Source organism: Rhizobium sp. BK312, from assembly GCF_014193605.1.
In the GTDB taxonomy this organism is placed as follows: Bacteria; Pseudomonadota; Alphaproteobacteria; order Rhizobiales; family Rhizobiaceae; genus Rhizobium.
Genome location: NZ_JACHZP010000012.1, coordinates 85,191 through 110,992 on the forward strand (window position 1 = coordinate 85,191; position 25,802 = coordinate 110,992).

The 25,802-nt window shown below is 58.9% G+C and carries 22 protein-coding genes and 2 pseudogenes; 5 read left to right on the plus strand and 19 right to left on the minus strand.

Translation table 11 applies throughout. The features are described 5' to 3' along the window. Positions 1-49 precede the first annotated feature (49 nt). The 6 genes from FHT85_RS27275 to FHT85_RS27300 all read right to left on the minus strand — a co-directional run bounded on the left by FHT85_RS27275 (position 50) and on the right by FHT85_RS27300 (position 6,084). Positions 50-763: a CBS domain-containing protein gene (locus tag FHT85_RS27275; RefSeq protein ID WP_112412722.1), complete on the minus strand. Its 714-nt coding sequence runs from the start codon at positions 761-763 to the stop codon at positions 50-52. Between the two features lie 222 nt (positions 764-985). Beyond that, positions 986-2,254 carry an NRAMP family divalent metal transporter gene (locus tag FHT85_RS27280; protein ID WP_246780114.1) on the minus strand — a complete coding sequence of 423 codons (1,269 nt, stop codon included), beginning with the start codon at positions 2,252-2,254 and terminating at the stop codon, positions 986-988. A gap of 44 nt (positions 2,255-2,298) precedes the next feature. Further along, positions 2,299-2,997, minus strand: coding sequence for a CBS domain-containing protein (locus tag FHT85_RS27285; protein ID WP_112412720.1), 699 nt, complete (start codon positions 2,995-2,997; stop codon positions 2,299-2,301). A gap of 91 nt (positions 2,998-3,088) precedes the next feature. After that, positions 3,089-3,400, minus strand: a complete 312-nt coding sequence (locus tag FHT85_RS27290) for a hypothetical protein (protein ID WP_112412719.1) — start codon at positions 3,398-3,400, stop codon at positions 3,089-3,091. Between the two features lie 141 nt (positions 3,401-3,541). After that, positions 3,542-5,476, minus strand: a complete 1,935-nt coding sequence (locus tag FHT85_RS27295) for a heavy metal translocating P-type ATPase (protein WP_112412718.1) — start codon at positions 5,474-5,476, stop codon at positions 3,542-3,544. Between the two features lie 185 nt (positions 5,477-5,661). Next, positions 5,662-6,084 carry a hypothetical protein gene (locus tag FHT85_RS27300; RefSeq protein ID WP_112412717.1) on the minus strand — a complete coding sequence of 141 codons (423 nt, stop codon included), beginning with the start codon at positions 6,082-6,084 and terminating at the stop codon, positions 5,662-5,664. 157 nt (positions 6,085-6,241) lie between these two features. On the opposite strand from FHT85_RS27300, the pseudogene FHT85_RS27305 reads away from it, so the two are divergent. Next, a pseudogene (locus FHT85_RS27305) lies at positions 6,242-6,468 on the plus strand (methyl-accepting chemotaxis protein); the annotation flags it as partial. Between the two features lie 109 nt (positions 6,469-6,577). Beyond that, positions 6,578-8,416: an EAL domain-containing protein gene (locus FHT85_RS27310; protein WP_112412716.1), complete on the plus strand. Its 1,839-nt coding sequence runs from the start codon at positions 6,578-6,580 to the stop codon at positions 8,414-8,416. A 543-nt stretch (positions 8,417-8,959) separates the two neighbouring features. Here FHT85_RS27310 and FHT85_RS27315 read toward each other — a convergent pair. The 6 genes from FHT85_RS27315 to FHT85_RS27340 form a co-directional block, all read right to left on the minus strand. Then, the gene (locus tag FHT85_RS27315) at positions 8,960-9,382 is read right to left on the minus strand and encodes an HD domain-containing protein (RefSeq protein ID WP_310235659.1); all 423 of its coding nucleotides are present in this window, start codon (positions 9,380-9,382) and stop codon (positions 8,960-8,962) included. Between the two features lie 81 nt (positions 9,383-9,463). After that, positions 9,464-9,661 (minus strand): hypothetical protein, encoded by a 198-nt coding sequence (locus FHT85_RS27320; protein WP_015340471.1) that lies wholly within the window; start codon positions 9,659-9,661, stop codon positions 9,464-9,466. A gap of 10 nt (positions 9,662-9,671) precedes the next feature. Next, complete coding sequence (locus FHT85_RS30690; RefSeq protein WP_112398029.1) at positions 9,672-9,854, minus strand: hypothetical protein; 183 nt, start codon at positions 9,852-9,854, stop codon at positions 9,672-9,674. 303 nt (positions 9,855-10,157) lie between these two features. Continuing rightward, on the minus strand, positions 10,158-11,015 hold the full coding sequence (locus tag FHT85_RS27330; protein WP_112398027.1) for an SDR family oxidoreductase: 858 nt from the start codon (positions 11,013-11,015) through the stop codon (positions 10,158-10,160). Positions 11,016-11,092: 77 nt separating this feature from the next. After that, positions 11,093-12,166, minus strand: coding sequence for a DNA topoisomerase IB (locus FHT85_RS27335; protein WP_112413205.1), 1,074 nt, complete (start codon positions 12,164-12,166; stop codon positions 11,093-11,095). A gap of 195 nt (positions 12,167-12,361) precedes the next feature. Further along, positions 12,362-14,146: a thiamine pyrophosphate-requiring protein gene (locus tag FHT85_RS27340; RefSeq protein ID WP_112413204.1), complete on the minus strand. Its 1,785-nt coding sequence runs from the start codon at positions 14,144-14,146 to the stop codon at positions 12,362-12,364. Between the two features lie 254 nt (positions 14,147-14,400). Here FHT85_RS27340 and FHT85_RS27345 point away from each other — a divergent pair, with 254 nt between their 5' ends. From FHT85_RS27345 to FHT85_RS30700, 3 genes and pseudogenes are all read left to right on the plus strand, one after another. Then, positions 14,401-14,604: a hypothetical protein gene (locus FHT85_RS27345; protein ID WP_112413203.1), complete on the plus strand. Its 204-nt coding sequence runs from the start codon at positions 14,401-14,403 to the stop codon at positions 14,602-14,604. Between the two features lie 103 nt (positions 14,605-14,707). Further along, positions 14,708-15,184: pseudogene (locus tag FHT85_RS30695) on the plus strand (IS6 family transposase); the annotation flags it as partial. 78 nt (positions 15,185-15,262) lie between these two features. Continuing rightward, positions 15,263-15,496, plus strand: coding sequence for a CBS domain-containing protein (locus tag FHT85_RS30700; RefSeq protein ID WP_312861368.1), 234 nt, complete (start codon positions 15,263-15,265; stop codon positions 15,494-15,496). On the opposite strand, the gene cysG is transcribed toward FHT85_RS30700, so the two are convergent. The 7 genes from cysG to FHT85_RS27385 all read right to left on the minus strand — a co-directional run bounded on the left by cysG (position 15,469) and on the right by FHT85_RS27385 (position 25,662). Further along, on the minus strand, positions 15,469-16,992 hold the full coding sequence (cysG, locus tag FHT85_RS27355; protein WP_112411136.1) for a siroheme synthase CysG: 1,524 nt from the start codon (positions 16,990-16,992) through the stop codon (positions 15,469-15,471). The two genes, FHT85_RS30700 and cysG, sit on opposite strands and share 28 nt — an antisense overlap. Continuing rightward, positions 16,964-19,618 (minus strand): nitrate reductase, encoded by a 2,655-nt coding sequence (locus tag FHT85_RS27360; protein ID WP_112411137.1) that lies wholly within the window; start codon positions 19,616-19,618, stop codon positions 16,964-16,966. The genes cysG and FHT85_RS27360 overlap by 29 nt, the downstream gene beginning before the upstream one ends. 249 nt (positions 19,619-19,867) lie before the next feature. Continuing rightward, on the minus strand, positions 19,868-20,203 hold the full coding sequence (nirD, locus tag FHT85_RS27365; RefSeq protein ID WP_112339252.1) for a nitrite reductase small subunit NirD: 336 nt from the start codon (positions 20,201-20,203) through the stop codon (positions 19,868-19,870). Positions 20,204-20,207: 4 nt separating this feature from the next. Beyond that, the gene (gene nirB / locus FHT85_RS27370; RefSeq protein WP_112411138.1) at positions 20,208-22,658 is read right to left on the minus strand and encodes a nitrite reductase large subunit NirB; all 2,451 of its coding nucleotides are present in this window, start codon (positions 22,656-22,658) and stop codon (positions 20,208-20,210) included. Between the two features lie 4 nt (positions 22,659-22,662). Then, positions 22,663-23,460, minus strand: coding sequence for an ABC transporter ATP-binding protein (locus FHT85_RS27375; RefSeq protein ID WP_112339250.1), 798 nt, complete (start codon positions 23,458-23,460; stop codon positions 22,663-22,665). Between the two features lie 10 nt (positions 23,461-23,470). After that, complete coding sequence (gene ntrB, locus FHT85_RS27380; RefSeq protein ID WP_112411139.1) at positions 23,471-24,364, minus strand: nitrate ABC transporter permease; 894 nt, start codon at positions 24,362-24,364, stop codon at positions 23,471-23,473. Beyond that, entirely contained in the window at positions 24,364-25,662 is a 1,299-nt protein-coding gene (locus FHT85_RS27385; protein WP_112411140.1) for a CmpA/NrtA family ABC transporter substrate-binding protein, read from the minus strand. The genes ntrB and FHT85_RS27385 overlap by 1 nt, the downstream gene beginning before the upstream one ends. Positions 25,663-25,802: the final 140 nt, after the last annotated feature.

Consider the following 25,802-nt stretch of genomic DNA (forward strand, 5'->3'; position numbering starts at 1 on the left):
CGCCGCCCCGCCATATCGTCTTTTCTCGTGCCTACGGCGATTGCGTTGTTCAGACCGCTTCACTCGGCGCTGGCATGGCAACACCGAGATAGGGATCGATCCATGTGATCTGGTCGGTAACGGACTTGACGCCAGGCACATTCTCCGCTGCAACCTTGGCTGCCAGTCGCTCTCTTTCGTCGAAGATAGTGCCGGACAATTCGACAACGCCGTTCTGAACGCTGACTTTTATGAAGCCATTTTGGCTCCAGCTCTGATGGGCGAGCTCGGCAATGACCGCCTCGGCGATCTGATCGTCGCTGGCCTGAACCTTCTTCTTTGGCGGCATGTTCGCCAGCGCCCGCAACAGGTCTGATCGGCAGACCATCCCGATCACTTTGCCTTGGACGACGACAGGCAAGCGCTTGATCCCATGCTTTTCCATCAGGTCGACGGCAACGGCGAGCGTGGCATTGGGAGCAATAGTGACAACCTCCGACGTCATCACTTCTTCAACGTTGCGGCCATGTGAAAGAACATACTCATCAGCAAGCTTGCCGGGGCTGGTCAGAAACTCGAGCAGCCAGGATCGCTTGCGCTCCGTCTGCAATTCCGAGCGGCGAAGGAAATCGCCTTCGCTGACAATGCCGACAATGTTTCCGCCGACATCAACGACTGGAAGACCGCTGACGCGACGGTCGAGCATTATTGTCGCCGCATCCACGACAGATGTTTTGGGACTTACGGTGATAGCTGGTGCGTTCATGATTTCTTGAATGAGCATGGTCGTCTCCCGGCGATGGGTTTGGTTTGTGGCGCCGATAGGGGTTTGGGTTGTTCCATGCCGAGAAGGTTACAGACCACACGACTGCCATGCTTTGATCGACATCAAATGAGCGAGGCTAGTTGCGATCATCGACAAGCCGTCTCGTGGGACAATGGACCGCCTGTTTGAAAGATGCCCGGCAACTTCAGTCGGCCAAAGCTAGAGAGTTTCACTAGAAGGCTACTGTGGAACGAACATCATCCCGGCTGCGACCGCCATCAACGCGACCGTGGCCCAGCCGATGCATGCGGCCCCTTTCCCGATCGTGTATGGACCCATGATCTTGCGGTTTGACGCCAGCAACAGAATGACAGCAATCAGCGGGACGGCGAGCAAACCATTTATAACAGCGCTCCAGAACAATGCGTTCATCGGGGTGATCGGCGAATACTGAATGATCAGCGCCAGCAACACACTTATGGCGATTACGCTGTAAAAACCCCGAGCGTCATTTGGACTGCGCTCCAGGCCGAATTTCCATCCCATGGCCTCGGCAAGCGCATAGCCGGCGGAGCCCGCGAGAACGGGCACGCCGATGAGACCGACGCCTAGAATTCCGAGCGCGAAGATAAGTGCGGCAAAGGGTCCGGCCAGCGGGCGCAGTGCGCTTGCTGCTTGCGCGGCCGTGTCGATCCGCGTGATGCCGGCGACATTGAGCGTCACGGCGGTCGCCAATATGATGAAGAAAGCCGTGAGATTGGAGTAGAGCATGCCACTCCATGTATCCCAGCCAATACGGCGAAGTTCCTTGGGAGCTCCCGCACTGTCTCTGGACAAAGGCATTGAATCGGCAGCGGCATTCATATCCTCCACCTCTTCCGATGCCTGCCAGAAGAAGAGGTAAGGACTGATCGTAGTCCCAAAGACGCCGACGACGACCGCAGCATAGGTCGACGTGGGAGTGATCGTCGGCCATATCGTCCTCAAGGCAACTTGCTGCCAGTCGATATGGACGGTGAAGAGGACCGCAGCATAGGCCAGGAGCGAAATCGTCAGCCACTTTAGGAACGCGACATAGCGGTGATATGGGATGAAGACCTGAAGCGCGAGCGTCCCAAAGACGAAGAACATTGTCATCAGGTGCCGGTTGAAGCCTGTCACCAGCTCCGCGACCTCGCCCATCGCCGCAACATCGGCGGCGATATTCAGAATATTGGCGATCAGGAGCGAGAAAACGACGGCATAGAGGACCACCGGTGGAAATGCGGTCTTTATGTTCGCCGCCAGGCCCTGTCCGGTCACACGTCCGATCCGTGCACAGGTCGCTTGGACGACCGCCATCATTGGAAATGACACCGGCATTGTCCAGAGCATGTTCAGGCCAAATTGCGCTCCCGCCTGGGAGTAAGTGGCGATGCCGCTCGGATCATCGTCGGCGACGCCGGTGATCAGGCCTGGACCCACGCTCGCGAGCGGGTGCTGTCGCAGGCGAGCTAGACGACCAGACAATCGCGATCGCCACGAGGATTGTCCAATAGTGACGAGTTCCTGACTCATTGGCCACGGTCTCGCGGCGTTGAAACGCTGACCGTGTCCGAAGGCAGGAGCGTTGTCTGATCGACATATCCATTGATTCCTCGAATTCCCTCCACAAGCGTTCGGATCGCCTTTTGTTGGATATTGGACTCGAGGAATCCCTGTACTTGAACCTGGCCGTTTTTGACGATGACGTCGACCTTGTTGCTACCAATTCCAAGATCTGCGGCCAGCTGGGTCTTGATGGCGAGCTTTATGGCGTCATCGCCCTTAGCGACGTGTCGACCAGGCGCGTCGATGACCAGATTGATCAAATCGCATCGACTGACAATACCGACAAGACGACGGTTGCTAATGACCGGAACTCGCTTGATTTTGTGGGACAGCATCAGGTTACCAATCCGCCCTACATCCGTTTCGGGGGTTACGCTGATAACCTCGCGGTGCATCGCCTCGCCAACCGACCAGCCGTAGATTTGAATGTAAGTGTTCAAACCATGCCGATCATCTAGCAGGTCTTTGGCCGACGACGCCCAATTGTCGCCGACGCGTCGCATGAGATCCCCTTCGGTCAGGATGCCGCAGACCGCGCCATCGTCGTCAATCACAGGAAGACCGCTGATATCATTGGCGCGCAAGAGCAGCGCCGCGTTTCGGACGCTCATCGTCGGCGTGGCTGTGATGACATTCCGTGTCATGATGTCTTTGGCTTGCACGACAGCTCTCCATCTTCACTTGCGTTGGTAATTCCCGCTATTGCGGCGCCCATAGAATCGCAGGCACGCCAGAAGCCGCTCGATGCCGTCCTCAGGCATCGTTTCGGATTGATTCCAGAACGATCGCCTGCTCTTGGGCCGAGGCCAGTAATTCTTCCGCATATTCCTCAGCGGACTTCGTGTCGGTTCCACACAGTCTGGCGTCATGGCATTTGCGATCGATGGCGTGCCGCATTGCGTTGATGAGATCTACTCTCTCGCCGATGTCGTGAAGACGTATCAGACGGGTGAGCGCCGTCAGCGCGATGAGTTCAAGAACCATCATGCGGCCTTCCACCTCGCCGAGGGAGGGAATGGCTTTAGAGGCTGCACCGCCCAGGCTGTCGCGTTTGGCTCTCAGCATTGGTTTGTTCCTTCATGGGTTTGGTTGCAGAAAGCAGTCTGCGGATATTCGCCGCCGCGGCATTGATCAGAATCAATGAGGGGAAGGATCTTCCCGGCCAGACGCAGAGCGACGTGGTGATGTGATCCGGCGATCTGCGCTTCAGGATAATTGCGTCTTGGAGGCAGGTCTGGTCGCTATACTCGCGAACTGGCTGTATGGGCCGCCCTCCGATTTGGACGGCCCAAGGGCACGCAACGCATTCAGGATAACTGCGACATCGATGACTTCCTGAAGCAAAGCGCCGTGCAGCGGCGGCAAATAGCCGAATGCCGCGGCGATCATGCCGGCAACTGAAAGGCCAAGTCCCGCAACCACGCTCTGGCGAGCGATCGCAACGGCCCGGCGGGCGACCACCAGGGCGGTTGCCAAAGGATCGAGCCGGTCCACGAGCAGTACGATGTTTGCCGCTTCCGAAGAGGCCGCCGCCCCGCGCGCGCCTAATGCAACACCTACGTCGGCCGCCGCAAGTGCCGGTGCATCGTTGACGCCGTCACCCACCATCATCACCGGACCGAAGCTTTTCGCCGCGATAACGGCCTCCACTTTTGAAGCCGGTGTCTGTTCGCCGAGCACCTGTTCGATGCCGAGGATGTTGCCGACATGCGAGGCAACATCCAGGCGATCGCCGGAGGCAAGAACGATTTTCGTAATTCCGGCACTGCGCAATCGCTGCAGAACGCTGATCGCCTCCGCGCGCACCGGATCGGCCATGATGATATTTCCCGCGACAAGGCCGTCGATTGCGACCGTCACCGCAGCTTCACCAGATCGGTGATGATTTTCGAAGACTTGGGAAGCGTTTCGAGAACTTCGGCTTTTCACAAAGCGGCTACCACCGATCACGACGCGGCGTCCGTCGACCATTCCTTCAAGCCCGCTTCCACCAACTTCCTCGACATTGGTTGGTGGCGAGAGCCGCAGATTGCGTTCCTGCGCTCCCGCGATCAAAGCGGCAGCCATGACGTGGCTCGATGCTTGATCCAACGAAGCGGCAAGACGCAACAACTCGTCCTTATCGATCCAAGCGCTGCAGCCGACTGCCACGATTTCGGGCTTGCCGCGTGTGAGTGTACCGGTCTTGTCGAGGACGGCAACCCGTGCGCGGCTTAAGGCTTCAAGGGCGCTACCGTCTTTCACCAGGCATCCTATCGAGGCACAGCGCGAGATACCCGACATGAGCGCGACCGGTACGGCCAGGATAAGCGGGCAGGGCGTGGCGATGACGAGAACGGCAAGAGCACGTCGCGGATCGTCGGACAGCAACCAGGCCGTCAACGCTATCGCTACCGTCATAAGCAAAAATGCCAGGCCATAGCGGTCAGCGAGACGCGCCATGGGCGCTTTATTCGTCTGCGCCGTCTCGACGAGGCGCACAATCGCAGCATATGTGCTTTCAGAGGCGGGGCGGAGTGCCTTGAGGGTAAAGACGGGACCGATCGATGTGCTGCCGCTTAGCACCTCTTCACCAGCCCGATGATCCACAGGGAGTGGTTCTCCCGTTAACGCAGACTCGTCGAGAATAGCGCGGCGAGACAGAAGAATACCATCGACGGGCAGCACTTCGCCTTGGCGGATCATGATGTGATCGCCAGCAATTATCTTCTCGATAGGAGTTAGTTCCAACCGATCGCCAACATAGCGAAATGCAGTTCGTCCCACTCGTCCCATCAGTAGCGTCATCTCACGGGCAGCGCGGCCGGACGCATATCCCTCCAGCATCTGTCCACCTGCATACATCAGCGCGACGACGTTGGCTGCGAGGCTTTCGCCAAAGGAAAGGGCGAACGCCATTGACAGGGCGGCGACGATATCCAACCCGAAATCGCCGTGACGCACGGAACGGAAGGTCTGCAGCGACAACGCGCCCAGGATCGGCAAGGTGGCGAGTGCCCAGACAAGGGAGGCAAGCGCGACGTTGTCGATCAATATGAAGGTAATGCCTGCCAAAAGCCCGGATGCTGCAATCAGCACCAAAGATGATCCACTGGTTTTTAGCAGGAAAACTACCGCGCTGGTCACGCTGGAGAATGCCATGATTGGCTCCGGTGGCTGAGTTTGTATCCGATATGCTGTTGCTTTCGATCAGCTGATTAGAACCGTTTCCATCGAACAGACATTGATCCGCCTCAATGCGGCCCGTCCGAGAGACATGCAAATTTTAAAAAAAGCAGCGCATGGATCGCGTCTTCCGCTCCGCAGCGCGGTTCACAGCGTATTCGTCAAATATCGAGCGCATATTTAATCCGTCGCGAATAGTCGAGCGCACGTAGAACATGCGTCGGCAATCGTCGTGCTCCCGAGAATTTTATCGCCCTATAGTCGGCTCTGGTTCCGATCTGCGTGTCTTGACTATGCTTGCTGAGTTCGACGATGTTTTCTCTCACTGTAAGAATATTGGCGCCGTGGTCCCACCCACGTTCCAAGGCGACATCAAAGGGGAGGATCATGGTCCGCATCGCCGAGGTAATCGTGCGCGCGCCGTTGCGGGTGACGATGTAGCATGCAGCGGATCCCTGGGGACCGTGCAAACAACGGCCGATCTCATCTCCAGAAATCGTCGTGGTGACCCGCCGGAACCCACGGATTCTGTGGTTGAACAGCTTGACGATGTCCGCAGTCGGCACCGCGGCAAGTATCCGCAAGGTCCGCTCCAGCAAATCGCCGACGTCGGACAGTGCAGCGTCCGACGGTTGCCCCCTTATATTGCCGTCGGACGCACCCCTCTCGATATCGCCCTTTCCTCATCGGTGCTTCCACCACACGCTAGGGTCGATGTTCTATGGCTCAGAGTTGCTCCGGCAGAGCATGCAGCTCGTCGGCGATACCGGAACGGTCTCGAGACCATCGTGGCGGAGGTACAGGAAATCAAGCGTCAGGTCTGCGCAATCGTGGAATCAGCTCAAGAGCAGTCTTCCGGGCTTCGGCAGATCAACACAGCCGTCAATCAATTGGACCAGGATACGCAGAAGAACGCGGCTACGGTCGAAGAGGCTATGGCTGCAAACTACAGTTTGGCTAACGAGGTTCGAACACCGGAAAGCTCCCATTCAGCAAAAACCATTGAATTTCTGCCCGGCGATAAGTAATCTGCAACCTTAGCTAGGTTCAATGTCTTCCAGCCGCATGGAGACATCAATGTTACTGGGCCTGCAGAACATCATCCTCAGAATGGTTGCGCAGGGCGACGAGCTCCAAGCGACCTTGGAGAGACTTTGCGTCGAGGTCGAGCACCTCCTGCCGGGCGCTGTTGCATCGGTACTAACCTTGGATGATCAGGGACGCCTACACCCATGTGCTGCGCCCGGCTTGCCTTTAAGCTACTCAATGGCGCTTGATGATGTCGAAATCGGCCCGGCGGTCGGTTCGTGTGGGTCTGCGGCATTTTTTGGCGAAGCGGTGATCGTTGATGATATCGAGCAAGATCCTCGATGGGCTGATTTCAAGGCCCTCGCATTGCCGCACAGCCTCAGGGCATGTTATTCGAGTCCGATCTTTGGTAGCAAGGGCAAAATCCTTGGCACATTCGCACTCTATTTTCGGTATGCGCGTGCACCGTCTTTGCTTGAGCAAGCTATCGTAGAAAGCTGTTTGCCGCTTTGCATGATTGCGCTGGAGCGGCACGAGCGTTTGCGGGAGCATCGCCGACTTGCCTTCACCGACATCCTGACCGGGCTACCAAATCGCGCAAGGTTCAACGTCGCGATGGACGAAATGTCGCCGGGCGACTGGGCGCTTCTGCTTGTCGACGTCGACAACTTGAAGATCGTCAACGACACATTCGGCCATGCGGCGGGCGACGACCTGATTGCATCGGTCGCACGAAGGTTGCTGAGCGTCGTCAGCCCTCGAGCCGTCTATCGTCTGGGGGGCGACGAGTTCGCAATCGTCCTTGATCCCGCTTCGGTCGCTCAAGCGGAAGAGATCGCCACTGAATTTGCCCGGAAGGTCCATCAGCCGACTATATGCGCCGGTCATACGGTGTTTCCATCTATCACCGTCGGAATCGCGCATTCTGAGCAAAGACATTCGACTGAAGAAATCCGCCATCTCGCCGACCTCGCCCTTTACCATGCAAAGGATACAGTTCGCGGCGGCTTCGTCACCTACGACGCGGCTCTGACTTCGACAATCGCAAAGCGCTACGAAGTTGTGCAGACCGTCGCGGCGGCCTTGAGGGACGAACGAATCGAAGCCTGGTACCAACCGATCGTCCGGATCGATACCGGAGAGATCGTCGGCGTCGAAGCTTTGGCGCGCATACGTCTGGCGAACGGCGAAGTGTTGCCGGCCGCCGTTTTCCATGAAGCAACGAAAGACGCCCATGTGGCGGCATCCCTCACACGCTTGATGATCAACTGCATTTCGATGGACATCGGTCACTGGCTTAGATCGGGCATTCCAATCCAGCATGTGGGCATCAATCTCTCAGCCGCGGATTTTCAATGCGAGGATTTTCCGCAGAGTCTCCAAGCCGTGTTCGAACGGGAGGGTGTTCCGCTCCATCATGCAATTCTTGAGGTGACCGAATCCGTTTATCTCGGCGGACGAGATCAGATCGTTGCCAAGAAGATAGCCGCGATGCGTGCGGCTGGCTTCAAGATTGCGCTGGATGACTTCGGCACTGGCTTTGCCTCGCTCACACACCTGATCACAATCCCGGTCGACGTGATCAAGATCGACAAATCGTTTACCGATCGTTTGGGTGACGATGATGTCGGCATGGCAATTGTCGAAGGCATACTCCACATCGCCAGGCGAATGGGGGTCCCTGTGGTCGCGGAAGGTGTGGAAACCCCGGCGCAGGCCGACATGCTCCTGGCCCGTGGCTGCACCCTTGGCCAAGGCTATCTTTATGCCAAGGCGATGCCCGCATCCGAAATGGCTGTGCTGCTCCGGACCCACGGTCAGAAGACGGACAAGGTCGTCGGTGAAAAGCCGCAGGACGGCCTCCGGCACGGCGGCCGGTCGCGTTGACGTGGCCGTGCGCGGCAAGTCGATCCTGCTCAGACAGAATGGCTGGGTAAGAGGTTTGCGTGCTGCTGACCGAAGGCCGGTGGCATGGTGAGATCAAGTCGGTTCATCAGGCGATCGGTATGGTCCAACCGTCAATCACATAATTGGTGTCGGTGATCGATGTCGCTCGATCCGATGCAAGGGAGCGAGTAGGTCAGCGACTTGCTCGTTGTCAGGATGCGTTCGACTCCTTCGTCAGTCGTCTCACTTAACCTTCCAGTTACCGTCTCTGAACACCACCGAAGAAAGTTGCCTTCGCAATCTTGCCGGCGGTGATAGCGCAAACGCCAGCTGTTCGAACGCTTGCAGGAATAGTTATCGGCGTTGAAATACAGGAACAAAACCCCCAAGCAGCGTTGGCGAATCGTCGCGATCCAATCAGCCACAAACAGAACCTGGTGTGACGATGAAACGGACAGCTGGCGCAGCAGCAGCTCAGACACCCCTTAAGGAAGATCGCATTCGCGGCAAGGATGTCCTGAGAGTGGGAGATTAATGGCTGCCCTATCGAGATCGGCCTGTTGCCCTAAACAGCATTTGAAGGGCCCGGCAGTATTTTTCGGGATCCACATTTTTCCGTCCGACCTGCCAGATATTGTCCGCAAGATCGATCTGCTTGATTGAAACAGCCAAGGGATTGATGGCCAGCCGGTCTATAAAGGCGGTCTCCGGCTCGTCCCGCCGCATTGTCAATGCGTCGACGGCCGAGAGCACCGAGGATGAAAAACCTTCCTTACTCAACCTCTCGATACTCCAGCCGGCACCTTTCTCGACGACGTCATGGAGATAAGCGACGACCTTGCCGTCTTCATCTGAAATGAGCCTCGCGACCCGTTCGCAGTGCTCGAAATAAGGCCTGCCCGTTTTGTCGGTCTGGCCTTTATGTGCGGCAACCGCAATGCGTATGGCCCTATCAAGCGGTTTCACGATTTCTCCCATTGCTTTGAAAACACGCCGATAATGCCAGGATCGCTTTCATTTTGGCCGTCAATGCACAGCACCTTCCCCCTAATGGCCGCCTTTTCGCTTGGGGTCGTGGCTGTGATGGCGATCGGGTTCGCCGCCACCGCCGGAAACCTTGCTGCGGTCGCGCCGATCGGGGTCGGCGGCTGGCTTAGGAATGTTCAGAGGCGCCTTGGCATTTTCATGGGACGCGCCCGGGCCGCCTTGGCGAATGCTGGCGGGAGTCTTGGTCGACGTGGACATTGGCTCCTCCTTATCGATCCTGTTGATGACCTTGATGGCTGGTGTTGATCCTGCTGTTGCCTTGCTGGCCCATTTTATCGGGATCACGTGCAACATCAGGTTTGTGCGGATCGGCAACGGCGGGCCTGGAATGGTCTCCAACACCCTTATCGCTTCGATTGTCTGCGGGAACTGGTGGCAATTTGCTGTTCATGGCTTGCTCCTGTCATTGGCCGCTAGTCGACACAGCGCCCGTAGCCGGCAAAGCGGGTTCGCCTGGATGAAACTCGAACGCAAAATAGACTGCGATGCAGCAAGCAATAATGAAAATCGCCGCTACGAAAATCGTCATGCGGTGACGTGCTTGCGGGTTGCGTTCCATTTTGCCGTCTTGCGAGCATTGCGATCGCGCCAAATGGCGCGACGTCCCGGACTGAAATGCGGACAAATATTCAAACCGTTTGCCATTTCGAATGTTCCGAAACAAGGGCGACCGCCGTCTATATTCGGTCAGCCGCTATAGGATCGGCTTGCCGCCCGTGACCGCGATGGTGGCGCCGGAGACATAGCTGGAGAGCGGATCGGCGAGCATGACATACGTGGTTGCAAGCTCGACCGGCTGACCGGGACGCTTCATGGGCACTTGCCTACCGAAATTCTCGACGGCCTCCGCCGGCATCGTGGATGGGATCAACGGCGTCCAGATCGGTCCGGGAGCAACGGCGTTGGCACGGATGCCCTTGTCGGCGAGCAGCTGCGCCAGGCCGGCCGTGAAGTTCTGAATAGCGCCTTTCGTCGTTGCATAGGCAAGAAGGGTCGGGTTCGGAGTATCGGAATTGATCGAAGCCGTATTGATGATGGCACTCCCCGGCTTCATGTGAGGGACCGCCGCCTTGGTCAGATAGAACATGGCATGGATGTTGACCTTGAATGTCGTCTCCCATTCCTGATCGGTGATATCGCCAATCTCATGAAAACTCGCCTGGTGCGCAGCGTTGTTGACGAGGATGTCGATCCCGCCAAGCTCCGCCACCGCTTTTTCGACGATCATCCGGCAATGCTGCGGATCCTGAATATCTCCGGGGACGAGGACCGCTTTTCGCCCTGCATCTTCTATCCAGCGTTTGGTTTCCTGGGCATCCACTTCTTCCTTCAAAAAGGAAATCAAGACGTCGGCGCCCTCCCGCGCAAACGCGATGGCGACGGCGCGGCCGATACCGCTATCACCGCCCGTGATAATCGCCTTTTTGCCCGCAAGCTTGCCGGATCCGCGATAGCTCTCCTCGCCATGATCCGGCACGGGCCGCATGGCGGCTGTATAGCCCGGCATCGCCTGTTGCTGCGCTGGAAATGGAGGCTTCGGATGCATAACCATGACGTTCTCCTGTCCTGATGAGATCTTCATCTCGAACTATCTTTGGAGACTATGGTTCCCTGAATTTACTCAGAAGATTACTGCTTCTGAGCGCGCCTCTTGAGCCAGTGCCGAACGCGAATTTCCTCCAATTCCATCCATTCCAGAAGCCGGTTGCTGCTCGTCCGGGTCTTGAGGACATCGGCAAGCACTCCTGCCCGGAAATCCTCGAAAACCGCCGGGTGGATGTAAGAGGACTTGCAAACTGAGCGGGTGTTCACGAGCCGTGATGCTATTGGGTCGATCACGCTGTTGATTTGGCGGGCGATAGCCCGCTCGGTTTTCTCGACCTTAAGCGGAGCCAGCGCAGACACTGCCATGCAGGTCGCGCCCCAGGTCCTGAACTGACGCGAGCTGAAATCGCCTCCGGCCGTTTCCCGGATGTAAGCATTTACATCCTCCGATGAGATCTGACGGCATCCGCTATCATCACAGACATATTTGAACAGTTGCTGTCCCGGCAGTTCCTGCAGGCGGCGCACGATGTTGGCGATGCGGCGGTCATAGTGAACGAGGTTCCATTCCTTGCCGGATTTGCCAGTGAAACGAAACTTGACGCTTCCACCCTCGACCTGCACGTGCCGGTTCCTGAGCGTGGTCAAGCCGTAGGATCGGTTCATTTCCGCATAGGCTGCGTTACCCACGCGAATGTAAAGATTGTCCAGCATCCAGACGACTGTCGCCAATGCCTTTTCCATGGTCAGACCTCGCGAGCGCAGATCCCGATCGACCCGTTGGCGAATGTCTGGCAAGCGGGCCGCGAAATCGACGAGGCGATCGAACTTCGTGCGCTCCCGTTCTGACTGCCAATCGGGGTGATAGCGGTATTGTTTGCGGCCACGCGCGTCCGTTCCAATGGCCTGAAGGTGTGAAAGAGGATTGGTGGAGATCACCACGTTCGTATAGGCTGGAGGAATTGCCAATGCATTCAGGCGATTGATCTCCGAAGGTTCCGTGATCCGCTTTCCCGTGGGCGAGTAGTAGAGGAAACCATTCTTTCCCTGCTTTCGGGTAATTCCAACATTGAGGCCGGGAATGTAGATCAATCCGGAGGTAAGCTTGGCCTCTGCGGCAGCCGCGGCAACGCCGACTTTGGGGAGCATCTGGTTCATGTCCGCATAACTCGGTTTTAGCCTGCCGGTTCCATCGTATTGACGCAGGTGATATTTTGCAGCAACGGAGCCCGCTCGGCGCGGCTGAAGCTCTCGTTCCGGACGCCCGCCTGCCGCGGATCGTTGCGCCGCGGCAGTCACTCCTTTGACTGGAAACAAGTATGCCGATTTCTGAACCGAAGTTATCCCGGTTCTCTAGCGGCGACCAAAGACGGCACTCAGCGCCTGTTTCAAGGTACCCTTGACCACGCCGCTTTCCTCGGGGTCTCCTTTCAATAGGGCGGCGCTCAAGTTGCGCATCTGCTCGAAGGTGATGTGCGGCGGTATCGGCGGCACTTCCGGATCGGTCTTGACTTCGAGGACCACGGGCTGCTGGGCAGCAAGTGCCTCGTCCCAGGCCGCGCCAAGCGTCTCTGGCCGATCGACGAAGATGCCCCGCAAGCCGATCATTTCGGCAAAGCGATGATAGGGAACATCGGGAATGCGTTGCGACGCATCGAATTTAGGATCGCCTTCCATGACACGCTGCTCCCAAGTCACCTGGTTGAGGTCCTCATTGTTGAAGACACAGACGACCATGCGGGGATCGGACCAATTGCGCCAATACTTGGCGACGGTAATTAGTTCGGCCATGTTGTTCATCTGCATGGCGCCGTCACCAACCAGTGCAACGACCGGCCGATCGGGATGCGCGACTTTCGCGGCGATCGCGTAGGGCACCGCCGCTCCCATTGATGCGAGACCACCTGACAGCGATGCCATCATGCCACGCCGCATGCGCAGATCGCGTGCATACCAGTTGGCGCATGAGCCGGAATCGCTTGTCACGATGACGCCGTCGGGCAGACGCGGGGAAAGCTCCCAGGTGACGCGCTGCGGGTTGACGGGATTGGCTTCGGCATGCGCCCTTGTTTCCAGCGTTCGCCACCATTCGTCGACCCTCGCCTCGATCTGCTTGCGCCAGGAGAGATCCTCCTTTTGCTTGAGAAGCGGCAGGAGCGCCTGCAAGGTTTCCCGGGCATCGCCGGCAAGGTTGACCTCCATCGGATAACGCAAGGATAACATGTCGGGCCGGATATCGATCTGGACCCCTTTCGCGTCACCCTCTTCGGGCAGGAATTCCGAATAGGGAAAGCCGGATCCGACAACCAGTAGCGTATCGCAATCTCGCATCAGGTCCCAGGATGGTTCGGTACCCAGAAGGCCGATGGAGCCGGTTACCCAGGTCAAATCGTCCGGTAAAGCGGCCTTGCCGAGCAGGGCTTTTGCTGCCCCTGCCCCCAGTCGGTCGGCGACCGCGATCACCTCTTCGGTTGCGCCGAGCGCACCGGCACCGACCAGCATCGCAACCTTCTTGCCCGCATTCAGCACCGAGGCAGCGCGCTTCAGATCGATCTCGTGCGGCACTGTCCTCGGTGCCACATAACCGACGCCCGACATGACGGAGCCATGTTTGCGGGGCGGCGTCTCATAAGGCATCTCCTGCAAGTCGTTTGGCAGGATGATCGCGGTGACCGTCTTGTTCGCCAGAGCGATGCGGGCGGCCCGATCGACCAGATGGCGCACCTGCGAGGGCGCCGACGCCTGATGGACGAAATCGCCTGCGACATCCTTGAAAAGCGACGGGAGATCGACTTCCTGCTGATAATGACCGCCGAGCGCCCGACGCGCTTGCTGGCCGACCAGCGCCAGCACCGGTTGGTGGTCCAGCCGCGCATCATAGAGCCCGGTGACCAAATGCGTGGCACCCGGCCCCGATGTCGCAATGCACACGCCAAGCTCGCCCGAGAATTTGGCGTAAGCAGAGGCCATGAATGCAGCCATTTCCTCGTGGCGAGCCTGGATGAATTCTATTTTTCCACCAGCCCGGTTCAAGGCTCCGAAGAGGCCGTTGATGCCATCGCCAGGATAGCCGAACATCCGCCGCACACCCCAGTCGTACAGCCGCTCGACAATAAAATCGCCAACAGTCTTTGCCATGATCCATCTCCGCTTGCTGCGCATCGGTAGTGCTGAGAAATCCCCCGGCCCAACAAGTGAGATGTGCTTATGTTCCCGATCCGGGCAGGCACCGTCAGCCGAGCGCACTTCCAGCGGTCGATGCGACAGAAGCTGGCGATATGAAGGGTCAGGCGGCTGCGGCGGGAGCAGATTCGGAACAATAGGCTTCGTCCGCGGTTCCATGGCGGACGCGACATCGCGGCGAAATATCAGACACTCCACGGAGGCCGAGAATGAAACATCAGCGACCCCAGGGTGGTGCCCCAGGAACGACCGATCAGTCGCCGAGATGGGAAGGACCCAGCGGATCGAAGCCCACCGGCTACCTGCCGGCAAAGGACGGTGGAGAGAAGGCCCGGGACGCACATGGCGAAAACATCGATCATCCCCGCAAGCGTCGAGTTTCCGACGCGCTGAAGCAGAAGGGTGATGATTAGGATCTGTTCAGGATGCGTGTTCGATCACACAGCTCCCGGCGCAGCCTTCGCCAGAAGCACAAGCTGACATGGCATTGATCTCCGGAAGTCGCGGAGATTGGCAATGTTCAAAGGTCCGCATTTCGAGCAGTCGGTGATCTCGCTGTGCGTGCGCTGGTATCTGAGCTATGGCCTGAGCCTGCGCGACCTGAAGGAAATAATGGCCGAACGCGGCATCAGCATCGATCATTCGACGATCCATCGCTGGGTCGTCCACTTTGCGCCCCTGTTGGCGGATCGGTTCAATCGGCGCAAGCGCGCCGTCACTGGCAAGTGGCACGCCGACGAGACCTATATCAAGGTTCGCGGCCGATGGACGTATCTCTATCGCGCCATCGACAGCGCGGACGGTACGGTAGAGTTCTTCTTCAGCGAGAAGCGCAACCCGCCGGCTGCCAAATTCTTTATCCAAAACGCGCTGAAACGTCATGGTCGACCAAATAGCATCGTCATTGACGACAGCCAGCCGAACCGGAAAGCAATCATTGCCTGCGATGGCGAGAGCCGGCTTCGAGATCAATCGCAACGGTTACCGAAGCCGAGGATCTCTCCGGTACATCACGACACCCGGCGAGACCGCTCCGAAGTTCGCTTCCACCGCCAAAGTCTCAAGGAAAACATTACCGACGGTTCGCTCCCCGTCGGTCATCCCGACGACACCGTTGGATTCATTGCCGATCTCATGCTTGCCGCAGACACCGGCCGAATCCCTATCGTAGATCGATCGACCGGCAAACTTGTTGGCCTAATCGCGCGTAAGGACTTGTTGCGGCTCAGGAGTTCCTTGAAATCTGCCGAACTCGAGCGGCGTCCTTATTTTGGAGCTCATCCGAAAGCGGTCACTGACCAATGATCGTTGAGCAGACGCGAATTTTTCGGAGAGATCGCACCTATAGCTCCCGTGGGGTTTTCCGCAAGCCCGTAGGCATTTGCGGTCGTGTTTTGGCGGGCCGAAACGGCGTTACCCACTGCGATCAGGACAGGATTTTCGTAACCGACCTCCTTCATGCCCACAGCAAGATTCACGAGGCTGCCGTGCCATTGCCGTTGTGTGGCGCGGCTGACGTCGCTCATGATGACGGCAGGGGTGGACGGTTGAAGACCCCCGGCGATTAACCGATCGGCAATGAGCGAGGCCGTCCGCCCGGCCATGTAGAACACGGTTGTCGTATGCGGATCGGCGACCGATGCCCAGTCGACATCAGCTGGCAGTCTGCCATGGCGGGAGTGGCCAGTGATGAAGCGCACGGACTGGGCGTGATCGCGGTGCGTAAGCGATATGCCGAGGCATGAGGCCATGGCGCTTGCTGCTGTGATGCCAGGGATAACGTCGACGGGGATGTTCTCTCTATCGAGATGGGCAATCTCTTCGCCGGCACGGCCGAAGATCATCGGGTCGCCTGACTTGAGGCGAACGACGCGTTTGCCGGCCTTTGCGAAGGCCAACATCGTCGCGTTGATATCCTCCTGCCTGCAGCTTTCGCGACCGCCGCGTTTGCCTACCAGCATGCGCTTGGCCTCGCGGCGGGCAAGTTCCAACACCTCCCCGGAAACAAGATCGTCGAACAGTATCACGTCTGCGGCTTGCAGGGCGCGCACGGCCTTCAGAGTCAACAGTTCGGCGTCGCCTGGGCCGGCGCCTACGAGCGTCACGTGGCCGGCAGGGTTAGCATTACTACGAATTCGGTCGGCCTCTGTGATCAGGGCTGGCACTGCATCTGCGTCGGGCTCCTCGCCGGCGAAGGCGCGATCGACGAAACGTTCCCAGAAATTGCGTCGTTGAACCGACGTCAGGGCGTCCGTCACATGGGCGCGGATAGCCTGGGCGAGCAGAGCCCAGGCTTTAAGCGACTGCGGGAGGAGCGTTTCGATGCGCCGGCGGATAGCCTGGCCGAGGATAGGAGCTGCACCGTCGGTCGAGATTCCAATCACCACCGGCGAGCGGTTAACGATCGAGCCGAACTTGAACTGACAGAACGTCGGCTTGTCGATGACGTTGACGGGAACTCCGGCAGCTACGGCGTGATCGTGGAAGCACCGCGCCTCCTCTTCGGTTTTGCAGTCGCCTATCGCCAAAGCAAAGCTCTTGAAATATGCCGCCCGCCAAAATGTATCGTGATGGACAAAGTGATCGAGTGTCTCCTGAAAAGCCCCGGAAAGCTCGTCCATGGGACAGTAGACATGGACTTCAGCACCCGCTGCGGCCAAAAGCTCGGCCTTCCACGCCGCTCCGTCGCTGCCGCCGGCGACCAGTACGGATTTCCCTTTGAGGTCGAAGAACGCTGGCAGTGAGGCGAGCGAAGCGATACGCTCCTGCCGATCATTCCGCGGCTTGACGGAGGCAACCATCGATAATCCCTTTGATTTCCATGCGGCAAGAGCCGCAATTGGTTCCGGCATTGAGCTGTTTGCCGATAGCTTCGACTGTGTGACAACCGCCCGCGACGGCGCCTACGATCTGCTTGAAGCCAACCGAAAAACAGGAGCACACGGTTGTGCCAGGATCCATCTGATCGGCACCCGGCCGACCGGCGAGCACCGCAAAGCGCGTCCGCGCAGTTTCTAGTGGTGTGCTGAGTTGCTTGACGGCCCAGTCACGCGATACGGCGACCGGTTCGGGTGCGGCGTAAAAGACGAGCAACGGTCGATCTCCATCGAAGAAGCCGTGACGTTGCTGCCGCGTCGGGTTGTCGACATAGGCGAGATGCTCGCCACGATCAAAAAGTCCGAACGTATCGCGACACCACGTTTCGATATCGTCAGGCTCCTTGTCGAAGCCGAATTCCATTCGCCAGCCGGCCTCAGTCTTCGCGATTGCCCAATACGGCGCCTCAAATCGTGCGGGGCGGGAGGCGGCGACTGCGAAACCGTAATACGCAATTTTGGCTGGCTGCAGCTTGACGCCGATGTTCTTAAGCGCAGGCTGGCCGGAGATGGGGTCCGTGCGTGGTGCTAGCAAAGCGGCCACGCGCGCATTCGCCGAATATTCGTCATTCCAATGCATCGGCACGAAGACGCCGCCGCGTGGCTGTCGCTCGGTGAGCAATGCGCGCAGCACCACGGAACCGAAGGTATTTTCCACCCGCACCAAGCCTGCCTTGTCGATACCGAATTCCGCGGCGTCCGCCGGGTTGATTTCGGCGAAAGGTTCGGCGAGATGCGATGAGAGCCGCGCCGCCTTGCCGGTGCGCGTCATCGTATGCCACTGGTCGCGAATGCGGCCGGTGTTGAGAATGAAGGGTGTATCCTTGCTCGTACGAGCATCGCGCTCGGATTTCACGGGGATGAACCTGGCCTTGCGGTCCGGCGTGTAGAATGCACCATCGGCGAAGAACCGCGTGGCGCGTTCGGGGGTGCCGTTGCGATGCGGCCATTGGAACGGTGACATAGTCTCGAAATCTTCAGGTGAGATATCGGCTTTCGCGCCTATGTCAAAGTCGCGCATGCCGTCATTTTCGAATCCAGAAAGAGCCGCGTGTTCGGCGAAGATCTTGGCGGGACTGTCGTATTCGAAGCCGTTGAAGCCCATCCGCTTGGCAACTTCGGCCATATGCCACCAGTCGGGCTTAGCGTCGCCGGGCGGATCCAGGAAATTGCGCTGGCGGGAAATGCGCCGCTCGGAGTTGGTGACGGTTCCGTCCTTCTCACCCCAGCCGGCGGCTGGCAATAGAACATGGGCGAGTGCGGCGGTGTCGGTGTTCTTTTGGATATCGGAAACGACGACGAAAGGGCAGTTGCGGATGGCTTCACGCACCCGGTCGGCATCCGGCATCGAAACGACCGGGTTGGTCGCCATAATCCACAGCGCCTTGATGCGCCCGTCCGCCACGGCCTCGAACATGTCGACCGCCTTGAGACCAGGTCTTGCTGCAATGGTTGGCGAGTTCCAGAAGCGCTGCACGCGGTCGCGGGCGGTTTCATCCTCAATATTCATATGCGCTGCCAGCATGTTGGCGAGCCCACCGACTTCGCGTCCGCCCATGGCGTTCGGCTGTCCGGTCAGCGAGAACGGTCCCATGCCGGGCCGGCCGATGCGGCCGGTGGCGAGATGACAATTGATGATCGCGTTGACCTTGTCCGTGCCAGTGGAGGATTGGTTGACGCCCTGGCTGTAGCAAGTCACCACCTTTTCCGTCGTTTCGAACAGACGATAAAAGGCATGTAGTTCGGCAGGTGATAGACCTGTTTCCTCCGAGATATCCAACCTGCTGCCGGTTTGTGCCGCTTCCAGCGCACTGTTAAAGCCGATCGTATGCGCCAATACGTAGCCGTGGTCGAAAGCCGACGTTCCCGCGAGATGGGCAAACAACCCATTGAAGAGGGCAACATCGCCGTCGCTTTTGATCATCAAATGCATGTCCGCGAGATCGGCGCTGACCGAGCGTCGCGGGTCAATCGTGACAATTTTCATGTCCGGCCGGCTTTGTCTCGCCGCTTCAATCCTTTGGTTGAGCACCGGATGGCACCATGCGAGGTTCGAACCAACGAGGACGATCAAGTCAGCAAGTTCGAGATCCTCGTAAGTGCCCGGCACCGTGTCCGAACCGAAGGCGCGGCGATGACCAGCGACGGAGGAGGCCATGCAAAGCCGTGAATTCGTGTCGATGTTGGCCGAGCCGATAAAGCCTTTCATCAGCTTGTTGGCGACATAATAGTCTTCCGTCAGGCATTGACCGGAGACATAGAAGGCGACCGAGTCCGGCCCATGCTCATCGACGGCTTCGCGGAACTTTGAGGCCACGAGATCGAGCGCGTCGTTCCAGCTTGCACGCTGGGTGTGGATTTCCGGATAGAGGACACGGCCATCGAGATCGATCGTTTCGGCCAGCGCCGAGCCCTTGGAACAGAGCCGGCCGAAATTGGCCGGATGCTCCGGATCGCCTTTGACGGAAACCTTGCCATCATCATCGACCCTGACGATGACGCCGCAGCCGACGCCGCAATAGGGGCAGGTGGTTTTGGTTTCAATGGACACCCATGGTCTCCCCGATGCTTATGCTTAGTCGCTGATGGTTTGCGCGCCCGTCTCGCAGCTTCATTGACATCTCCCCCTCAAGGGGAGGGATCGAGAGCTCGCCATGCCACTGGTCTCCACCCACTGGACAAGAACGATAGACGCTTTCTTGTCCAAACGGGGCGTAGCAAACTCAAATCGATCTCCTCCCTTAAGGGGGAGATGTCTCGAATGGACAGAGGAGGATATCGCCACACACACGGACATGACCTACTCCGCCGCCATCATCATGCTTTCGAGAGCGATCGACAGCACTCCGTTCTCATTGCGGACGGGAATGGTCCGCACCTCGCCCTCATCGGCTCCAAGCGCCTTGCCGGTTTCGAGCGAGATCACCCAGTTGTGCAGCGGGCAGGTCACGGCTTTGCCGTGAACGATGCCCTGGGAGAGCGGGCCGCCTTTGTGTGGGCAGTGATCCTCGATGGCGAAGACCTCGTTTTCGGCGGTCCGGAACACGGCGATCTTGCCCTGCGGGGTTTTCACGCAGCGTGCGCCCCGAGGGGGGATGTCGGAGATGTCGCCAATTTCAATCCAGTTCATATCCATCTCCTCACTCGGCGGCCTGCGGGAAGCCGACGGTCGCCATCGGTTTGAACTCATGCTTGTCCTTACCGGAGACGCGCTCCGACCAGGGATCGACCTGTGCGAACTTCTGGCTGAAGACGAAGCGCTCGTAATATGCCTTGCGCTTTTCATGATCCTGCATGATCTGGCGGCGGATCTCGTCGAGACCGATGCGCTTGGCCCATTTGTAGATGCGTTCGAGATAGCGGCCCTGTTCGCGATACATCTGCGTCAACGCCACGATGTGTTCGAGCGTCTCGTCCTCTGTCTTGACGAGGCCCAGGACTTCCGTGCCCTTGATGTCGAGGCCGGCAGCACCGGCGAAATGGATTTCAAAGCCACTGTCGACGCAGATGACGCCGATGTCCTTGCAGGTCGCCTCGGCACAATTTCGCGGACAGCCGGAGACGGCCATCTTGAGTTTTGCCGGCGTCCACGAGCCCCACATGAATTTCTCGATGCGGATGCCGAGGCCCGTCGAATCCTGCGTGCCGAAACGGCACCAGTCCGAGCCGACGCATGTCTTTACCGTGCGCAGGCCCTTGGCATAGGCTTGCCCAGAGATGAAGCCGGCCTTGCCGAGATCGGCCCAGACGGCGGGTAGATCCTCCTTCTGCACGCCGAGAAGGTCGATGCGCTGGCCGCCGGTCACCTTCACCATCGGGATCTCGAACTTGTCGACGACGTCGGCAATCGCCCGCAGCTCGTTCGAACTGGTAACTCCGCCCCACATTCGCGGCACCACGGAATAGGTGCCGTCCTTCTGGATGTTGGCATGCACGCGTTCATTGATGAACCTCGACTGATAGTCGTCTGCATATTCGTCCGGCCAATCGCAGACGAGGTAATAGTTCAGAGCCGGGCGGCACTTGGCGCAGCCGCAGGAAGTCTTCCATTCAAGCTCCTGCATAACGGCAGGAATGGTCTTCAACCTCTTGGCTTTTATCAGTCTTCTGACATCGTCGTGGCCGAGTTCGGTGCAGGTGCACATCGGCTGGACGGCTTTGGGATTATAGGCAGCGCCAAGGGTGATCGACATCAGTTGTTCGACGAGACCGGTGCAGGAGCCGCAGGAAGCCGAAGCCTTCGTGTGAGCGCGCACATCGTCGAGCGATGTCAGGCCCTTGGCTGATATGGTTGAGGTGATCTTGCCCTTGCAGACGCCGTTGCAGCCGCAGATCTCAGCATCATCCGGCAAGGCTGCAACGGCCGCCATAGGGTCCAGCGGCGACCCTCCCTGATAGGCCTGGCCGAAAATCAGGGTTTCGCGCATCTGCGAGATATCGGTCGCCTTCTTCTTCAGGTCGTTGAACCAGGCGCCGTCGGCCGTCTCGCCGTAAAGGACGGTGCCGATGATCTTGTTGTCCTTCAAGACCAGGCGCTTGTAGACCCCGGCTGCCGCGTCGCGCAGGACGATCTCCTCGCGGTCGTCGCCATCGGCGAAGTCGCCAAGCGAAAACAGATCGATGCCGGTCACTTTCAGTTTCGTCGGCGTGTCCGAGTGCACGAAGGCGGCGCTCGTGTCACCGGCCAAATGCGAGGCGGCCACACGCGCCATTTCGTAGAGGGGGGCGACGAGGCCATAGACCATGCCGCCGACCTCGGCGCATTCGCCCAGCGCCATGATTGAGCCATCCGAGGTCTGCATGCCGTCATCGACAACGATGCCGCGGTTGACGGCAATGCCGGCTTCCTTGGCAAGGCTGACATTTGGACGGATGCCGACGGCCATGACGACGAGCGTGGCAGGGATCACGCGTCCATCGTCGAGTTCGATCCCTTCGACCTTGCCGTCGCCGATGATCGCCTTGGTGTTGGCCTTGGTGATGACCTTGATGCCGCGCTCCTCGACGGCCTTTTGCAGGAGATAGCCGGCAGCGGGATCAAGCTGACGTTCCATCAGCGTCGGCTGCACATGGAGAACGGTGACATCCATACCACGCAGGCTGAGACCGGCAGCGGCTTCGAGACCGAGCAGGCCGCCGCCGATGACAACGGCCTTTTCGCGCGACTGAGCCGCAAGCAGCATCGCCTGCACGTCGTCGAGGTCGCGATAGGTGATGACACCAGGCAGCTCCTTGCCCGGAACCGGAATGATGAACGGGACAGAGCCGGTCGCTATGACAAGCTTGTCATAGCTCTCCGTCACGCCGTGATCTGAGGTGACCGTCTTTGCCACCCGGTCGATGGCGACGATCTTGTGTCCCTTGTAAAGCGTGATGCCGTGCTTGATGTACCAGCCGTCGCCGTGGATGATGATCTGCTCGAAGTCCTTTTCGCCCGAGAGAACCGGCGACAGCATGATGCGGTCATAATTGACGCGCGGTTCGGCATTGAAGATCGTGACCTGATAGAGATCCGGCGCTTTTTCCAGCAGGTGCTCCAGCATACGCCCTGGGGCCATGCCATTGCCGATGATGACGAGTTTCTGGGTCATGGTGTCACTCCGCGGCTTCAACGAAGCGGTGGCGTTCGTAGAGGAACTTCAGCACGGCCTCGCGGCATTTGAGGTAGGTTCTGTCGGACGCAAGCTCGATGCGGTTGCGCGGCCGCGCGATCGGCACTTCGAGGATATCGCCGATATGGGCGGCCGGGCCGTTTGTCATCATGACGATGCGGTCGGAGAGCAATACGGCTTCATCGACGTCGTGGGTAATCATTACCATCGTGCTACCGAGGCGGGTGTGGATTTCCATCACCGCATCTTGCAGATGGGCGCGAGTGAGTGCATCCAGCGCCCCGAAGGGTTCGTCGAGCAAAAGGATCTTCGGCTGCATGGCAAGTGCGCGTGCGATGCCGACGCGCTGTTTCATACCGCCGGAGATTTCCGCGGGACGCTTGTCCTTGGCATGTGCCATCTGAACGAGATCGAGGTTCCGCATCACCCAGTCATGGCGCTCGGCCTTGGACTTCGTGCCGCGAAACACTTTCGAGACGGCAAGATTGACGTTTTCGTAGACGCTGAGCCACGGCAGCAAGCTATGGTTCTGAAACACCACGGCGCGATCCGGGCCGGGTTCGTTGACCTCACGATTTTCAAGGAGCACCGCACCGGCCGAGACCCGGGTAAGGCCGGCAATGAGATTGAGCAGGGTCGACTTGCCGCAGCCGGAATGGCCGATGATCGACACGAACTCCCCCTTGTCGATCACGAGTTCGATGCCCTTCAGCACCTCGGCGCGCTGGCCGCCGCGATCGAAATACTTGTCGATATGATCGAGCTTCAGATAGGCGTTCATCCTGTTCTCCTCAATTGCCAGTCGTGCCGCGGGTCACGACGGCGCCAAGGCCGGCGACTAGACGGTCGAGGACAAAGCCGGTGATGCCGATATAGGCCAGCGCCACGATGATGTCGGGCAGGCGCGACGAGTTCCACGCGTCCCAGATGAAGAAGCCGATGCCGACGCCGCCGGTCAGCATTTCAGCAGCAACGATCGCAAGCCAGGAAAGCCCGGCACCGATGCGGAGACCCGTGAAGATGTAGGGAGCGGCCGCCGGCACCATGATGCGGAAGAAGAATTCGATCTGGTTGAGACGCAGGACCTTGGCGACGTTGCGATAATCCTGCGGAATGTTGCGAACGCCGGTCGCGGTGTTGATGATGACGGGCCAGATGGAGGTGATGAAGATCACGAAGATCGCCGAGGGATTGGAATTCTGGAAGGCGGCGAGAGAGAGTGGCAGCCACGCAAGCGGCGGCACGGTGCGCAACACCTGGAAGATAGGATCGAGCCCACGCATCGCCCAGACCGATTGTCCGATCAGCGCGCCCGTCAATACGCCGGCGACAGCGGCAAGGCCGAAGCCATAGGCGACGCGTTGCAGCGAGACGAGCACGCGCCAGGCAAGCCCGATATCCTGCGGCCCATTATAAAAAAACGGATTGATGATGAGGTCATAACTCTCCTGCCAGACCTGCGATGGCGGCGGCAGGCTTGCACCCGGCTGCGCGCAAAGCAGCTGCCAGGTGCCGAGCAGAAGCACCAGAACCACAAGAGGCGGCAGGATGTTGCGCAGGATGGCAAGCCCGATTTGACGTATGTCGATGCCGCGGGCGGGGCGAGTTGAGAGGGTAACGACTTGGCCCTTGAGCGCTTCAGGCGCCGTCGGTCCGGGTGTGTGTTTGCGTGCGAGAGCCGACATTATGATGCCACCTTGATCGAGAGGCTTTTGAGATAGGCAGAGGGGTTCTCTGGATCGAAGACTTTGCCGTCGAAGAAGATTTCCTTGCCGCGGGAGGTCGATGCTGGAACATCCGAGGCGGCAACGCCGAGATCCTTGGCAGCATCTCGCCAGATATCCTGCCGGTTTACCTGCCCGACTAGCGCCTTGATGTCGGTATTGGGCGCGAACTTGCCCCAACGGATATTTTCGGTGATGAACCAGGCATCGTGGCTCTGGAATGGATAGGACACGCCACCCTTCCAGAACTTCATGTAGAGATCTGTGCCCTTGGCAAGGCGGCCGTTGCCGTAGTTGATGTCGCCCTTCAAACGGCCGAGCACGTCCTTCGGCGGCACGTTAAACCATTGCCGTTTGCCGAGAACGGCCGCCATCTCCTCCTTGTTGTCCGTGCCGTCGCACCATTGCTGGGCTTCCATCACGGCCATCAGCAGGGCTTTGGCCGCCTTCGGGTTCTTTTCGATCCAGTCGGCGCGCATGCCGAGAGCTTTCTCCGGGTGGCCCTTCCAGATCTCGCCAGTCGTACAGGCGGTAAAGCCTATACCCTGGTTGACGAGCTGTTCGTTCCACGGTTCGCCGACACAGAAGACGTCCATGTTGCCGACCTTCATGTTCGCCACCATCTGCGGCGGCGGGATGACGATGGTCGAGACATCCTTGTCGGGATCGATGCCGCCGGCGGCCAGCCAATAGCGCATCCACAGATCATGCGTGCCACCGGGGAAGGTCATGGCCGCCTTGATTTCCTTGCCCGCGGCTCTTTTCGCGTCAAAGGCGGCCTTCAGTTTGGAGGCATCAAGCTGGACGCCCGTTGCCGCATATTCCTTGGCAACCGAAATGCCCTGGCTGTCGTAGTTGAGGCGTGCAAGGATCGCCATCGGCACAGGCTGGTTGTTCTGCGTTACCTTGCCTGTGTGCATCAGGTAGGGGAGCGGCGAGAGAATATGGGCGCCGTCGATACCGTTTGCCGCCCCACCAAGCACGAGGTTGTCGCGCGTCGCACCCCAGGACGCCTGCTTGGCGACATCGACATCGGGCAGGCCGTGTTTTTCGAAGAAGCCCTTTTCCTTGGCGATAACCAACGGCGCTGCGTCGGTGAGGGCAATGTAGCCGAGCTTGACGCCCGTCACTTCAGCTCCGCCCGTGGCCGCAAAGGCGCCGGAAGGGAAGGTGGCTCTGACCGCACCGATCAGAGCCGCGGCGGCAGACGTCTTCAAAAGGTTTCGGCGTGTAACACCATTGGTCAGGATCTCTTTCACGTGCAGTTTCCCCTTGTTGGCTCACGACGGAAGAATTTCGGACATAAAAAAACGCCGCTCGATCGATGCGGCCGGGGATGGAATGGGAGTCCCGGGGCATGAACCGTGCGACGTCAATGTCTTTGCGAGCGCGTAATCAG